We start from the raw sequence: 15314 nt of genomic DNA, 5'->3' as shown, positions 1-15314 counted from the left end.
CCGTCAGGTACCGCACCTGATTGGCCTGGTTCACCGGTCCTCCGGTGTTGTTGATGATGTTCGCGATGGTGCCGGCGCCGCCGCCCAGGGAGACGGCCACCATGTTGTCGAACCGGACGCCCGGCGCGTTCGGCACCTGGAAGGCGCGCTCCGCGACGACGCTGCGGTTGACGTTGAAGAAGCAGTAGCTGCCCAGGCCGTACGCCTCGTGGCTCGTCACCGAGTCCGCCACCTGGTAGGCGGCGTAGCCACGCGTCGAACCGTTCATCCAGGCGGCCTGGTCGGGCGGGTCGTACGGCATCTCGTTCTGGTAGAAGTACGTGCGCCCGCCGTTGCCGTTCCAGATGGTCTGCGTCTTCTGGTAGTGCTCGACGAACAGGCCGTACATCGTGACGCTGTCGCCGTTCACGACGAGCCCGGTGTCGGCCGTGTTGGTGTTCCAGCCGATGCCCGAGCCGTGGTCGCCGCGCCACAGCCACAGGTGGTCGCCGATGACGTCGTCACTGTTGATCACCAGACTGGTCGTGGCCTTCCCGGCGTGCGCGCCGCCGATGCGGAAGAACACGTCGTGCAGCGACGTCGGGTTGGCGCCGTGGTCCGCCGACGAGCCGGCCGGGCCGACCTCCATCAGCAGCGACGAGTTCGTGGTGCCCGCGTCGATCAGCAGGCCCGCGACCTTCACGCCGCCGACGTCGGCGACCGTCATGGCCGTCACGCCGTTGTCCGGGATGAACGTGGCCAGGCCGAGGCCGAGGACCACGGTGTCCGGGTTGGTCACGCGCAGCGTCTGGTTCAGGTGGTAGATGCCCGGGGTGACGAGCAGGTGCTTGCCCTGGGCCAGCGCCGCGTTCATCCCGGCGGCGGTCTCACCCGGGCGGACGATGTGGAAGTCGTCCGCGAGGGAGAGCGAGGTGCCCGCCTGGGTGGTGTTGTGCCAGCTGGTGCCGAGCGAGTCGGCGCGCAGGGCCGGGACGAAGACGCGGTAGTCGCCTGCGCCGTCGATGTAGAGGAACGGCTTCTCGCGGTTCACCGGCGTGCGGTCCACGACGGTGTACGGCGGGCTGGGGAACGTACCCGCCGGCGGGTTCTGCGCGCCGACGAACACCATGTTCCAGTTCGAGCCGGTCCACTGCGACCACTCCGTGTTCCGCGACAGCCACTGCTGCTGCGAGCCGGAGATGACCCGCCCCGACACGACCGTGTCCGCCATGAAGCCGCCGGAGGACCAACCGCCGTCGTCCAGCTGGATGTTGCCGTTGACGTGCATGCGGCGGTACGGGGCGGCCTGCGAGACGGCCCAGCGTTCCGTTCCCGAGTCGGGCGTCACCGACAGGTTCTCGGCGGCGCGCCAGAAGTTGTGCGTGGCGTTGCCCTGGAACCAGTCGGCCTCGGTGTGCACCGACCCGGCGATGTGCGTGTCGTCGGGGGACAGGCCGAGGCCCGACACCTGCGTGTAGTAGCCGACGTTGACGTCCACGTCGTACTCGCCCGGCTTGAAGAGGAACGCGGCCCGGCCGTTGCCGAACTGCGCGGTCTCCTGCTGGGCGAAGACGCCGTTGACCGTGGACTGGATGGCGGAGTCCGGCATCGACGGGTCGAAGACATGGACATTGGGGCCCAGGTCGGGGGTGCCGGGCGGATTCTGTATGTCGGCGGGGTTCACGTGGAACGATTGTGCCGCCGACCCGTTGCACGCGTACTGCTGGAGCTGCACGCTGTCGGCCGCCGAGGCGGCGGGGACGTCCAGGCACTTGCCGCTGTTGCGGTTCACGAAGCGGTAGGTGCCGTTCGCCTGCTCGACGGGCTGCCACTGCTGGTTGTTGCCGCCGCTGTAGGTCCAGAGCTGGACGGTGCCGCCGTCCGCCGTGGACACGTTGGTGACGTCCCAGACCTGTGCCGCCGCGTTGCGGCTGCCGATCTGGTAGTAGCCGCCGCTGGTCGGGGTGAGGCGCCACTGCTGGGCGGTCGAGCCGTTGCACGCGTACTGCTGGACGGCGGTGCCGTTGCCGGTCGCGGCGGCGCGGGCGTCCACGCACTTGCCGCTGCCGGCGTTCACCACCGTCGCCCAGCCGCCCGGCAGGGCGGCCGGGGCCACCGGCGCGGCCTGGGCGGCCGTCGCCGGGACGGCGGCCAGCAGGCCGGTGAGCAGCGCGCCGAGCGCCAGGCCGAGCCGCAGCGGGGCGCGGCGTTGTCGAAGGAGTCTCACGGTTGCTGTGGCCTCTCGGGTCAGCCCGCGTACTGGGCGAAGACGCTGGTGAACTGCCAGTTGGACTGCCCGACGCCCGAGCACGAGTCGGCCGGGCCGCCGGTGCAGGGCCGGTCGCGGTTGACCGACCAGAAGGTGAGGCGGGCGAGCTGGTGCTGCTGCGCGTAGTCCCGCATCGTCTGGAAGTCGGCCACGGTGATGACCTCGCCGACGTCGGTGACGCCGTTCATGGACGAGATGCCCATGCGGCTGTACGCCTGGGCGTCGGTGTAGCCGTACGCGTTGCGCAGGGAGGTCTTCAGGCCCTCGGCGGCGCGGACGGAGAGCTGGCCCATGTTCTGGCCGTTGCCGCCGAAGTTGAACGGCATGATGGTCCAGGCGTCGACGGTCAGGCCCGCGGCGGCCGCGCGGTTGATGAGGCTGGTGTCCGGGCCGTTCTGGCCGGTGCCGAAGGTGACGTAGACGCGCAGGCCCGGGTTGTCGGCCTTGACGGTCCGCAGCGCCTCGACGGTCCGCTGCTGGACGGCGGGGGAGTCGTACGCGGCGGCCTCGATGTCGATGTCGATGGCGCGCAGGCCGTACGCGGAGATGACGCGCTGGTACGCGGCGGCCAGCTCGGCGGCCGAACCGCAGGAGCTCTCCAGCTTGTTGCCGCTCCATCCGCCGAACGACGGGACGACGTCGCCGCCCGCGGCGCGGATGGTGTTGATGGTCTGCTGGTCGACGCCGCCGGTGAGCGGTCGGCCGCCGTCCCACTGCGGGTTGCAGTAGCCGTTGCTGAGGATGAAGGCGAGGGTGAACCAGCGCACGCCCGTCGCGTTCATGACGGTCTGCGGGTTCGGCGGGCTGCCCCAGCCGTTGTAGAGGTAGGGCGCGACGGCCATCGCGCCGGGGCCGGGGCCGGGACCGGGGTCGCCGCCGCCGGTGGGGACGGTCCACTTCTGGTTGGCGGTGCCGGTGCACGTCCACAGCTGGAGGCGCGTGCCGTTGGCGGAGGACTGGCCTGTGGCGTCGACGCACTTGTCGGCCTGGGGGTTCACGATGTCGCGTGCCGCGCTGACGGACCAGCGCTGGTTGGCTGCGCCGGTGCACGTCCACAGCTGGAGCTGCGCGCCGTTGGCGGTGCCGTTGCCGGTGACGTCGAGGCACTTGCCGAGGGCGCGGATGGTGCCGTCGTCGGCGACGGTCCAGCTCTGCGCGGCGGTGCCGTTGCAGTCGTAGAGCTGGACGGCCGTGCCGTTGGCCGTGCTCGCGCCCGCGACGTCGACGCACTTGCCGGCGATGCCGGTGATCTGTCCGGTCGCGGCGGCGGAGGCGGGGGCGGCGCTCAGGGCCAGCAGGCCGAGGAGCAGGGAGAGGACGGCGAGCGCGCCGGCCCAGGGGCGGGGGCGCAGGGGGGATCGCATGACGCATCACATCCAGACGGTGGGGGGTGAAATGTGGCGTGACTATGACAATCGAGCTGTCCCGGCGGGCCCGCCGTGTTCCGTCAGGGCTTGATTTAAGAAGTGGCCGCGAGGGGCGTCAAGGCTTTGGACTGGACCAATCCGGTTCCGGTCGTCGGCGGGCACGCGCGGCGGCCGGGTCGCAATCCGCGCGGGTAATGCGCCCCGCCGCCCGGCCTCCTGCGCGCCGGTCGCCGGACGGACCGCGCCGTTCCAGCAGTTCAGCGGCGTGCGGCGTGAGGTGCCGGGGCGCACGGGCAACTGGCGTGCGGCCGCCGACACGCGTACGGCAGCATGATCCCCATGTCCTCACTGACCCGCGTCGAAGCGGAAGCCCGCGCCCAGCTCCTCGACGTCCACAGCTACACGATCGGTCTCGACTTCACCCGCGGCGACGACACGTTCGCCTCCGACACCGTCATCCGCTTCACCGCGCGCACGGCGGGGGACACCTTCGCCGAGGCCGTCCCGGCGGCCCTGCACGGCGTCACCCTCGACGGCCGCGCGCTCGACCCGGCGGCGCTCGCGGACGGCCGCTACCCGCTGACCGGGCTGGCCGAGGGGGAGCACGAGCTGCGGATCACCGCGGACATGCGCTACTCCACGACCGGCGAGGGCATGCACCGGTTCACCGACCCGGCCGACGGGCTCACGTACCTCTACTCGATGTGCTGCATGACCGAGGGGCCGAGGGTCTTCCCCTCCTTCGACCAGCCCGACCTCAAGGCCGTGTTCGACGTGACGGTGACCGCTCCCGCCGGGTGGACCGTCCTCGGCAACGGGATCGCCACCCCCGTCGAGGGCGAGCCGGGCCGCTGGCGCTGCGCCACCACGCCGCGCATCAGCACGTACCTGATGGCCGTCGCCGCCGGTCCATACCACTCGGTCCGCACCGAGCACGCCGGGCTGCCGTTCGGCATCCACGCGCGGCGCTCGCTGGCGCCCTACCTCGACAAGGACGCCGACGAGATCCTCGACGTCACCCGGCGCTGCTTCGACCGGTACCACGAACTCTTCGACGAGCCCTACCCGTTCGACTCCTACGACCAGGCATTCGTCCCGGAGTTCAACGCGGGCGCGATGGAGAACCCCGGACTCGTCACCCTCCGCGACGAGTACGTCTTCCGCTCCGCCGTCACCGACACCGAGCGCGAGGTGCGCGGCGTCACCATCGCCCACGAGATGGCGCACATGTGGTTCGGCGACATCGTGACGCTCCGCTGGTGGGACGACGTCTGGCTGAACGAGTCCTTCGCCGAGTACATGGGCTACCAGGTCCTCGCCGACGCCACCGCCTTCCAGCCGTGGACCGAGTTCGCCGCCTCCCGCAAGCCATGGGGGTACGAGGCCGACCAGCGGCCCTCCACCCACCCCGTCGCCCCGCGCCCCGAGGACGTGCCGGACACCGCGTCCGCCTGGAACAACTTCGACGGCATCTCCTACGCCAAGGGCGCCTCCGCGCTGCGCCAGCTCGTCACCTGGCTCGGCGAGGACCGCTTCCTCGCGGGCGTCAACGCCCACATCACCGGCCACCGCTTCGCCAACGCCACGCTCGCCGACTTCATCGACGCCATGGCCCGCGCCTCCGGCCGCCCCGTCGCCGACTGGGCCGACGCGTGGCTGCGCAGCAGCGGCCCCGACACCCTCGCCCCCGAGATCACCGCCGAGCCCGACACCTGGCACATCGACGTCACCCACACCGGCGGACGCCCGCACCGCCTGCGGGTGGGCCTGTACGACGCGGACCCGGGGCAGCCGGACCGTATCCGCGCGCGCGGCTCCGCCGACATCGAGCTGACCGCCGACGACGGCGTGACCCGGCACAGCTTCACCGGGCCGCGCCCCGACCTCGTGGTCCTCAACGAGGGCGACCTCACGTACGCCAAGGTCCGCCTCGACCCGGAGTCGTGGGACACCGCCCAGCGCGCCCTGTCCGCCCTCGACGACCCGCTGACCCGCGGCGTCGTGTGGAACGCGGCGCGCGAGATGGTCCGCGACGGGCTGCTGCCGCCGTTCGCCTTCCTGGCCGCCGCGCGCCGCAACCTCCCCGCCGAGCCGTCCAGCACCATGATCGGCAAGGTGCTGCGCTTCGCGCACGCGCAGCTGGCCGCGCGCTACGTACCGCTCGCCGACCGGCCCAAGGCCCTCGCCGTCCTCGAAGCCGTCGCCGACGACCTCCTCGACACCACGGCCGACGGCTCCGACCCGGCCCGCCGCCTCGTCGCCGTCCGCGCCGCGATCGACGCCGCCACCTCCCCGGAACGGCTCCGCGCCTGGTGGGACGCGGGCACCGTGCCGGACGGGCCCGCGCTCGACCCCGAACTGCGCTGGCAGCTGCTGCTCAGGCTCGCCGTGCTCGGCGCCACCGACGCCGCCGAGATCGACGCCGAGGCCGCCCGCGACCCCGGGGCGACCGGGCAGGAGGGCGCCGCGCGCTGCCACGCCGCCCTGCCCGACGCGGACGCCAAGGCCGCCGCCTGGGACGCCCTGTTCGGCCCCGACGACCGGCTGTCGAACTACCTCTTCAACGCGACCGCCGAGGGCTTCTGGCAGCCGGAGCAGCACGCGCTCCTCGCGCCCTGGGTCGAGCGGTACTTCCCGGCCGCCGTCGCCGTCGCCGGCCGGCGCGGCCACTCGCTGGCCACCTCCGCCGCCCGCCTCGCCTACCCGCGCGGCTTCACCGACGAGCGGACGGTCGGGCTGGCCGAGGCGTGCCTCGCGGGCGAGGGCCTGCACCCCGGTTTCCGGCGCGCCCTCGCCGACGAGGTGGACGACACACGGCGGGCGCTGCGGGTCCTCAGCCGGTGACGGCCAGGTGCGTCCGCCGGTGCTGCGGCTCCTCCGCCTCGTCCAGCAGGGCGACGGCGAAGTCCTGGTAGGAGACGCGGTCCCCGGGATCGCCGTGCGCGGCGGTCCCGTACCGGCCGGTGCGCCCGCCGGTGTGGTCGAAGTCGCCGGCGGGACTGGCGTACAGCCAGTCCACGCCGGCGCCCTCGCGCCGCAGGACGTCGAGACCGGCCCGGTGCCCGTGGACGAACGGCAGGAACTCCGCGGGCAGCCGCGTCGCCTCCAGCAGGGGCGTGCCCGCCGCGTCGGTCAGCAGCGTGGCCAGGCCGACGACGAGCAGCCGCCGTACCCCGCCGTCCCGCGCGGCCGCCAGCAGCGCCCGCGACGACCCGGTGAAGAACGCCTCCGGGTCGGTCCCGGGACCGTACGCGGCGGCGGCACCGACCACCACGTCCTGCCCGGCGGCCAGTTCGGCCACCCGTGACGCGTCGGCGGCGTCGCCCGCCACGAGCCGTACGCGCCCCTCCTGCCCGGCGAACGCGTCGGCGTGCGCGGCGGTGTCCCGCACCACGGCCGTCACCTCGTGCCCCCGCGCACACGCCTCCGCCACCACACGCCGCCCGGCCCTGCCCCCGGCGCCCAGCACCACGATCCCGCTCATCCATGACCTCCCGAAGTCGTCGCTGCCGCCGGACCGTAGTCCGAGCCCCGGTATCCCCCGGGAAACCGGGCGTCGGGCTACCGTGGCCGCATGAACGAACCGCTGCGCCGCGACATGTTCGAGGAGCTGTGCCCGTCAGGACTGCTGCCGCTGCGGTTCGCCGACAAGTGGGCGCCCCTCGTCCTGCGGTGCCTCGCGGACGGCCCGCGCCGCTTCTCCGAACTGCGCGTGCCGCTGCACCGCACGACGGCCAAGGTCCTCACCCACACGCTGCGCGCCCTCCAGCGCGATGGGCTGATCATCAGGACCGAACTCCCGGGCCGCACGCCGCACGTCGAGTACGCGCTCACCGACCTGGGCCGTGGCCTCCTCGGACCCCTGGAGGCCGTCTGCGCCTGGACCGAGCGGCACTGGGAGGAACTGCTCGCCGCCCGCGAGGCGTACGCGGACGCGACGCCCCGTCCCGCCGCCTGACACCGGGCACCGACTCCCGGACTCCGCACCTCTCATTCCAACCCGGCTAATCCGTACTTGCGTTCGCCAGTACCTCCTTCGGGGGAACGGCCGCGCAACGGGCGCTCTTTCCCCGCCCGCGCGGATTACGTTGTGCGCGCCCTCAGCCGTTCGGCCCAGGCCCGGTCTGCCCCGCCACACCCCGGAAGGTGCCCCAGCATGTCCGCGCCAGCCCCGCCCGACCCCGCCGCGCTCGCGGGCGGGACCGCCGGGTCCCGTGCCCTCCGCCCCCTCCTGCACACCGTGCTCACGGCCCTCGCCGACGGCGCCGCCACCCGCTGCGGACCCCTCCCGGCGGGCGGCCCCCTCACCGTGGCGGACCGTCTCGCCGAACGCTGCGGCCCCTTCCTGCCCGAACACGGCCTCGGCGCGGACGAGGCCCTGCGCACCCTCGTCCTGGCCCTCGCCGAAGGCACCGCGGACCCCGCCGACCCGCACTGCGCCGCGCACCTCCACTGCCCGCCCCTTGCGGTCGCCACGGCGGCCGACCTGGCGGCCGCCGCGCTCAACCCCTCCCTCGACTCCTGGGACCAGGCGCCGGCGGCCTCCGCACTCGAAGCCCAGGTCACCGCCGAACTGGCCCGTCTCGTCCACCCGGCGGGCGAAGCCCCCGACGCCCTGGTCACCACAGGCGGCACCGAATCGAACCTCCTCGCCGTCCTCCTCGCCCGCGAACGCTTCGCCCACCACCCCCCGCTCACCGTCCTGTGCGGCGCCAACGCCCACCACAGCGTCCACCGCGCCACCTGGGTCCTCGGCCTCCCCGCGCCGCACGTGCTGCCGACGCCGCGCGGTGTCCTCGACCCGGCCACCGTCCACCGGGCGCTCGACGACCTGGACACCCTGCGCTGCCACCCCGGCCCACCCACCCCGGCACTGGTCGTGGGCACCGCCGGGACCACCGACGCGGGCGTCATCGACCCGCTGCCCGCACTCGCCGACACCGTCGCCGCCCACCGCGACCGCCGCCCGGTCCTCCTCCACTTCGACGCCGCGTACGGCGGGCCGCTCCTGTTCAGCCCGGCGCACGCCGCCCTCGTCGCCGGGCTCGAACGGGCCGACAGCGTCACCCTCGACCTGCACAAACTCGGCTGGCAACCCGTCGCCGCCGGACTGCTGACCGTCCCCGACACCGCTCTCCTCTCCCCCCTCGGCCACCGCGCCGACTACCTCAACGCGGACGACGACACCGCCGCCGGACTCCCCGACCTCCTCGGCCGCTCCCTGCGCACCACCCGCCGCCCCGACATCCTCAAGATCGCCGTCACCCTCCGGGCCCTCGGCCGCACGGGGATCGCCCGCCTGACCGACGCGGTCTGCGCCGCCGCCCGTGACCTCGCCGTCCTCGTCGACGCCGACCCCGCCCTCGTCCTCCAGGCGGAACCCACCATCAGCACCGTCCTCTTCCGCCCGGCGGGCGCGACCGACGGACAGGTCGCCGCCATCCGCCGCGGCCTCCTGGCCGACGGCCGGGCCGTCCTCGGCCGCGCGCAGGCACCCGGCCCGGACGGGCGGCCCGCCCTGTGGCTCAAGGCGACCCTCCTCAACCCCCACGTCCATGGCGGTGACCTCGCCGCCCTCCTGAAACTCGTCCTCGACCGGCACGCCGGCCTCACCCACCACCCAGAGCCCGCGCCCACCGCCGGGCACCTCCAAGGACCCGTCTCCCGATGACCCCTCCCGGCTCCGAACCCACCCGCCCCCTCGACCTCGCCGGCATCGGCATCGGCCCGGCCAACCTCGCCCTCGCCGCGCTCGCGCACCCCCTCGCCGGGCTGCGCGCCGCCTGGTACGAGCAGGAGCCCGCCTTCCGCTGGCACCCCGGCCTGCTGATCGAGGACGCCACGCTGCAAGTCCCGTTCCTCGCGGACCTCGTGACGCTCGCCGATCCCACCAGCCGCTGGAGCTTCCTCAACTACCTGCGGCACACCCAGCGCCTCTACCCCTTCTACTTCTCCGAGCGCTTCCACAGCCCGCGCGCCGAGTACGACGCCTACTGCCGCTGGGTCGCGGACGGCGTACCCGGCCTCCACTTCGGGCACCGCGTGGACAGCGTCCACTGGGACGCCCGGCACGCCGTCTTCGCACTGGCCGTCACGCGCCTCACCGACCGGGGGGAGACCTCCCTCGTCACCCACGCGCGGCACCTCGCCATCGGCATCGGCACCGCCCCCCACACCCCGGAGCCACTGCGGCATCTCACCGGACCCGGCGACGGCCGCGTCCTCCACTCCGCCGACTACCTGAGCCACCGCGACGCGCTGGCCGCCGCCGGGCACGTCACCGTGATCGGCTCCGGACAGTCGGGCGCCGAGATCTTCCTCGACCTGCTGCGCCGCAGGCCGGAAGGCCGCGAGGCCCTGCACTGGCTCAGCCGCAGCCGCGCGTTCGCGCCCATGGAGTACAGCAAGCTGGGCCTCGAACACTTCACCCCCGACTACACGCGCTACTTCCACGGGCTGCCCGAGCCCGTCCGCGACCGGCTGGTGGCGGAGCAGTGGCAGCTGCACAAGGCCGTCGACCACGACACCCTGGCCGCCGTCCACGACGAGCTGTACCGCCGCACCCTGGGCGGGGGCTGGCCCGACGCCGTGCTCATCCCGGGCGTCACCGTGACCGGCGGCGCCAGGACGGCGGGACGGCTCCACCTCGACCTCGTCCACCGGGAACAGGACGAACGCTCCCACCTCGCCACCGACGCCGTCGTCCTCGCCACCGGCTATCGCGAACGGCCGCTCGGACCGCTGCTCGGCGACCTGGCGGGCGCCGTCCTGCGCGACGCGGCGGGACGCGTGGCGGTCGACGACCGCTACCGGCTGACGCTCGGCACCGCCGCGCCGGGCACGGGCACCGGCACGGGCACGGTCTTCGTGCTCGGCTCTGAGCGCCACACCCATGGCGTCGGCACCCCCGACCTCGGCCTCGTCGCCCACCGCGCCGCCGTGATTCTCAACACACTCACCGGCCACGCGCACTACCCGCTGCCCGACAGGACCGCTTTCACCGCTTTCGGTCTGCGCGGGACGCACGCCCCCGGCGCGCGGCGGCACGAGGCGGAGTTTGCCGTTCCGGCCGAAGGGCAGGCTCTCCCTCGGTAATCCAAGGCCACCGGATTTATTGCCCCCGCGGGAAAAGCTCAAAAGAGCGGGGTGCCGCTCATATCGCGAATTTGTCGGCCTCTTGTGAAAAGGGGGCCGCCGAGTGGTCACTTCCGGATAGCTCTCTACTGGCGGGTAACTCCTACAGTTGGCCGTATGCGCCGAGCAAAGATCGTCTGTACGCTGGGGCCGGCCACCGACTCGTACGAGCGCATCGCCGCGCTGGTCGAGGCCGGTATGGACGTGGCCCGGCTGAACCTGAGCCATGGTGCCCACCGCGAGCACGAACTGCGGTACCAGCGGGTCCGCCGCGCCGCCGGGGAAAAGGGCCGCAGTGTCGGAATTCTCGCGGACCTCCAGGGCCCGAAGATCCGGCTCGGCAGCTTCCGCGAAGGCCCGGTGCTTCTGGAAACCGGCGACGAATTCACCATCACGACGGACGACGTTCCCGGCGACCACACCCGCTGCGGCACCACTTACGCCGGACTGCCGCACGACGTCTCGCCCGGCGAGCGCATTCTCGTGGACGACGGCCGCGTGGCCCTCGAAGTGGCGGCGGTCGACGGGGCGGACGTCCGCACCCGCGTGGTCGAGGGCGGCCTGGTGTCCGACCACAAGGGGCTCAATCTGCCGGGGGTCGCCGTCTCGGTGCCCGCCCTGTCCGGGAAGGACATCGACGACCTCCGCTGGGCGCTGCGCACCGGTGTCGACGTCATCGCCCTGTCCTTCGTCCGCAGCGGGGACGACATCAAGGACGTGCACCGCGTCATGGCGGAGGAGGGGCGCTTCCTCCCCGTGATCGCGAAGATCGAGAAGCCCCAGGCCGTCGAGAACCTCACCGACATCGTCGGCGCCTTCGACGGCATCATGGTCGCGCGGGGCGACCTGGGCGTCGAGGTGCCGCTGGAGCAGGTGCCCCTGGTGCAGAAGCGCGCCGTGGCGCTGGCCCGGCGCAACGCGAAGCCGGTCATCGTCGCCACGCAGATGCTGGACTCGATGATCGAGTCCTCCCGGCCGACCCGCGCCGAGGCGTCCGATGTCGCCAACGCCGTGATGGACGGCACCGACGCGGTGATGCTCTCCGGCGAGACCAGCGTCGGTCGGCACCCGGTGGAGACGGTCGCCACGATGTCCCGGATCGTCACGGCCGCCGAGGACGTCCTGCTCGCGGGCGGACTCGCCCCGCTGACCGACGAGAACAAACCGCGCACCCAGGGCGGCGCCGTCGCACGGGCGGCGGCCGAGATCGGCGACTTCCTCGACGCCGCGCTCCTCGTGGCGTTCACACAGAGCGGCGACACCGCGCGCAGGCTCTCGCGCTACCGCTCCCCGATCCCCGTGGTCGCCTTCACCCCCGATCCGGCCACCCACGCGCAGCTCACGCTGACCTGGGGCGTCGAGACCTACCTCGTCCCCACCGTCACGACGACCGACGAGATGGTGGCGCAGATGGACGAGCGGCTCCTGCGGCTCGGCCGCTGCGCACAGGGCGAGATCGTCGTGATGACCGCCGGGTCGCCACCCGCGACCCCCGGCACGACCAACCTGGTGCGGGTCCATCACGTCGGCGAGGACGACGCCCCGCGCTGACCCGCCCGGCCGCGCAGCAGGGGCGTCCCGACCGCCTGAGGCGGCCACCGGGCGCCTCCCGTCGCGCAAAGGTCCCGCCAACTCCCCGGCGCACACCGGGCGTTCGCCTTCCTGCGCCGCGCCGTGCCCACGATACTTGGCGATCGCGAAGACATCCTTCGCGCGGGCGGCCCCCGGCCGGCCCGTGGGCGCCCGGCCGCGACGGCGTGGGCGGTCCCGTGCCCCCTCGCACGGGGGCGGAGGAGGTGGGGTCGGTGGAAGGGGGAGGCCGCGCGTCGAGCCCGTCCTCACTGATCCGGGAAGCCTGTCGTCATCCATGCACCCACCGTAATCAGCGAATACGGAGGGTGACAATAGGTGGCCGGATATTCACCCGCACGAGTGAGGGGGGGAGGTGCTCAACGGTGCCGGGTGCGGGATTCGAACCCGCAAGCCCTCACGGGCAGAGGTGTTTGAGACCTCCGTGTATGCCATTCCACCAACCCGGCCGGACAAGTGGTCCACGGAGTCTATCGGCTCAGCCCGAACGGCGGCGAGTGGGTACTCTCGTGGGTGCCCCATCTGGCAGGAAACGAGGAGCACCGTGAGCACCCCCGACGTCCCCGACGAGCCCACCACCGCCCCCGATGCCGCCGCCCCCGCCGAAGCGGGCGCCCCGGCCGGGCAGGCCGACTCCCCGCACGTCCCGCCGCTGACCACCCGTGTCGTCATCGCCGAGGACGAGGCCCTGATCCGGCTCGACCTGAAGGAGATGCTGGAGGAGGAGGGCTACACCGTCGTCGGCGAGGCGGGAGACGGCGAGCGCGCGGTCGAGCTGGCGCGCGAACTCACCCCCGATCTCGTCATCCTCGACGTGAAGATGCCCGTCATGGACGGCATCTCCGCCGCCGAGAAGATCGCCGGCGAGGGCATCGCCCCCGTCCTGATGCTTACCGCCTTCTCCCAGCGCGACCTGGTGGAACGCGCCCGTGACGCGGGTGCGATGGCCTACCTCGTCAAGCCCTTCAGCAAGAGCGACGTCGTCCCGGCCATCGAGATCGCGGTCTCGCGCTTCACCGAGCTGAAGTCGCTCACCGCCGAGGTCGCCGACCTCGCCCAGCGCCTGGAGACCCGCAAGCTGGTGGACCGCGCCAAGAGCGTGCTCCAGACCCAGTACGGCCTCAGCGAACCGGCGGCGTTCCGCTGGATCCAGAAGACCTCCATGGACCGCAGACTGTCCATGCGTCAGGTCGCCGAGGCCGTCATCCAGGACGCCGAGGAGAAGCGCCAGAAGCAGCAGAAGTGACCGCGTGGCGGACCGCCGCGGCCGTCGCTTCCCGTCGCCCTTCCCGGCCGGACCCCCCGTCACGCGCCGCAGTCGCCCGCCTCGTTCTCCCGGTCCGCTTCTCCCGGAATGTCGTCCGCTGACCGCCTATGTCATTCCATATCGCACCACGCCTGTCCTTGTCGTTTCTCGAACCGCCCAAACGCGCCCGGGTATCGCGACCCGGGCGCGTTTTCCGTTTGCATACCGTCCCTGGTCCGGGATGAGTCGATCTTGGCCGGAACGTCCGTTGACCGGTCAGTCGTGTTCTGTTTCCGGCGTGTGCCACAGGTCACGAGGCGATCACATCTGTCCCTTCGGAGTGTTCGCGCCGCGTGAAGGGCAATAGATTCCGCTGCACGCCGCACCGGTGTGCCTGCGCGCATGGGAGCTGTGCGGTGACGACACGTCTGGCTCGCTCCAGGGGGTTTTCGAAGTGCTCAACAAAACCATCGTGAGGCTCGCGATACCTGTCGCAGCCGGCGCGCTCGTTCTCACCGGGTGCGGCAGCGACGACGACGGCGGTGATGGTGGCGGCGGCACGTCGTACAAGATCGCCTATCAGGGGCCGCTCTCCGGGCAGAACGTCGGCCTCGGCGAAAACATGCAGAACGGTATTCAGCTCGCCATCAACGAGGCGAATGAATCGGGTGACTACGACTTCGAGCTGGAGTACTTCGCCGCCGACGACCAGGGCAGCGAGACACAGGCCACCGCCGCCGCGCAGAGCGCCATCGACGACTCCGACGTCGTCGCCGTCATCGGCCCTGCGTTCTCCGGCCCCGCCAACGTCTCGGGCCCCCTCTACGGGCAGGCCGGCCTCGCCGCGCTCTCCACCTCCGCCACCAACCCGACGCTCACCGAGCAGGGCTTCGGCACCTTCCTGCGCGCCGTCCCCAACGACAACGCCCAGGGCGCCGGGATGGCCGAGTTCCTCGCCGGCCAGGACGGCGTCGAGTCCGTCGTCGTGGTGGACGACGTGACGCCGTACGGCGAGGGCCTGGCCGATGTCGCCGAGGCCGGCCTGTCCGACGCCGGTCTTGGGGTGGAGCGGCAGAGCATCCCCGCCGACACCGTCGACTACAGCAACGCCGCGCGCAACATCGTCGAGTCCGGAGCCGACGCCCTGATCTACGCGGGTTACTACGAGGCGCTCGCGCCGTTCGCCGTCCGGCTGTCGGAGGCCGGTTTCGACGGCATCGGCATCTCGGGCGACGGCTCGAACGACGACGAGCTGATCAACCTGGCCGGTGACGCGGTCGAGGACTGGTACCTCACCTGCCCGTGCACCGACGCCACGCAGGAGGAGAGCACCCAGGACTTCGCCGAGCGCTACGAGGCCGAGTTCGGCATCCCCCCGGGCACCTACTCCGCCGAGTCCTACGACGCGGCCAACATGATCATCGAGCAGATCGCCGGCCTGGGCGGCGACGTCGACCGCCAGGGGCTCTACGAGGCCCTCGCCGGTGCCGAGTACCAGGGCCTGACGAAGACCTTCTCCTTCGACGAGAACGGCGAGTTCACGCAGCAGGCGATCTTCATGTACCAGATCGAGGGCGGCGCCATCGGCTACGTGGGCGCCATCGAGGAGCTGGTCGGCGGCTGACCGGCCGTCCAAGGACCCGGCCCGCGGGGCGGGGGGGGGGGGGGGGGGGGGGGGGGGGGAGAGGGAGGGGGGGGGGGGGGGGGGGGGGGGGGGGGGGGGGGGGGG

Annotated in this window: 10 protein-coding genes and 1 tRNA gene; 7 read left to right on the top strand and 4 right to left on the bottom strand. The window is 72.6% G+C overall.

Annotated features, from left to right (window positions below; all coding sequences use genetic code 11):
* Both ACL02R_RS29335 and ACL02R_RS29330 read right to left on the bottom strand, forming a co-directional pair.
* The coding region (locus ACL02R_RS29335) for an RICIN domain-containing protein (RefSeq protein ID WP_412799995.1) at positions 1-2206 on the bottom strand (2206 nt) is incomplete at its 3' end.
* A gap of 20 nt (positions 2207-2226) precedes the next feature.
* Entirely contained in the window at positions 2227-3612 is a 1386-nt protein-coding gene (locus ACL02R_RS29330; RefSeq protein ID WP_412799994.1) for a ricin-type beta-trefoil lectin domain protein, read from the bottom strand.
* Positions 3613-3954: 342 nt separating this feature from the next.
* Here ACL02R_RS29330 and pepN point away from each other — a divergent pair, with 342 nt between their 5' ends.
* Complete coding sequence (gene pepN / locus ACL02R_RS29325; RefSeq protein ID WP_412799993.1) at positions 3955-6459, top strand: aminopeptidase N; 2505 nt, start codon at positions 3955-3957, stop codon at positions 6457-6459.
* Here the strand turns inward: pepN and ACL02R_RS29320 are convergent.
* On the bottom strand, positions 6449-7099 hold the full coding sequence (locus ACL02R_RS29320; protein WP_412799992.1) for an NAD(P)-dependent oxidoreductase: 651 nt from the start codon (positions 7097-7099) through the stop codon (positions 6449-6451). The genes pepN and ACL02R_RS29320 overlap by 11 nt on opposite strands.
* Positions 7100-7189: 90 nt before the next feature.
* Here ACL02R_RS29320 and ACL02R_RS29315 point away from each other — a divergent pair, with 90 nt between their 5' ends.
* From ACL02R_RS29315 to pyk, 4 genes are all read left to right on the top strand, one after another.
* The gene (locus tag ACL02R_RS29315; protein WP_412799991.1) at positions 7190-7573 is read left to right on the top strand and encodes a winged helix-turn-helix transcriptional regulator; all 384 of its coding nucleotides are present in this window, start codon (positions 7190-7192) and stop codon (positions 7571-7573) included.
* A 198-nt stretch (positions 7574-7771) separates the two neighbouring features.
* On the top strand, positions 7772-9286 hold the full coding sequence (locus ACL02R_RS29310; protein ID WP_412799990.1) for a pyridoxal phosphate-dependent decarboxylase family protein: 1515 nt from the start codon (positions 7772-7774) through the stop codon (positions 9284-9286).
* Positions 9283-10710, top strand: coding sequence for a lysine N(6)-hydroxylase/L-ornithine N(5)-oxygenase family protein (locus ACL02R_RS29305; protein ID WP_412799989.1), 1428 nt, complete (start codon positions 9283-9285; stop codon positions 10708-10710). Before ACL02R_RS29310 ends, ACL02R_RS29305 begins: the two co-directional genes overlap by 4 nt.
* A gap of 156 nt (positions 10711-10866) precedes the next feature.
* Entirely contained in the window at positions 10867-12300 is a 1434-nt protein-coding gene (gene pyk, locus ACL02R_RS29300) for a pyruvate kinase (RefSeq protein ID WP_412799988.1), read from the top strand.
* Between the two features lie 405 nt (positions 12301-12705).
* Here the strand turns inward: pyk and ACL02R_RS29295 are convergent.
* A tRNA-Leu gene (locus ACL02R_RS29295) sits at positions 12706-12788 on the bottom strand.
* Between the two features lie 203 nt (positions 12789-12991).
* Here ACL02R_RS29295 and ACL02R_RS29290 point away from each other — a divergent pair.
* Positions 12992-13585, top strand: a complete 594-nt coding sequence (locus tag ACL02R_RS29290) for an ANTAR domain-containing response regulator (protein WP_362967670.1) — start codon at positions 12992-12994, stop codon at positions 13583-13585.
* A 472-nt stretch (positions 13586-14057) separates the two neighbouring features.
* Entirely contained in the window at positions 14058-15209 is a 1152-nt protein-coding gene (locus tag ACL02R_RS29285) for a branched-chain amino acid ABC transporter substrate-binding protein (RefSeq protein ID WP_412799987.1), read from the top strand.
* Positions 15210-15314: the final 105 nt, after the last annotated feature.

The organism is Streptomyces sp. MS19 (genome assembly GCF_047200595.1).
In the GTDB taxonomy this organism is placed as follows: Bacteria; Actinomycetota; Actinomycetes; order Streptomycetales; family Streptomycetaceae; genus Streptomyces.
Note: the sequence above shows the minus strand (reverse complement) of the source record. Positions and strands in the feature narration are given on the sequence as shown.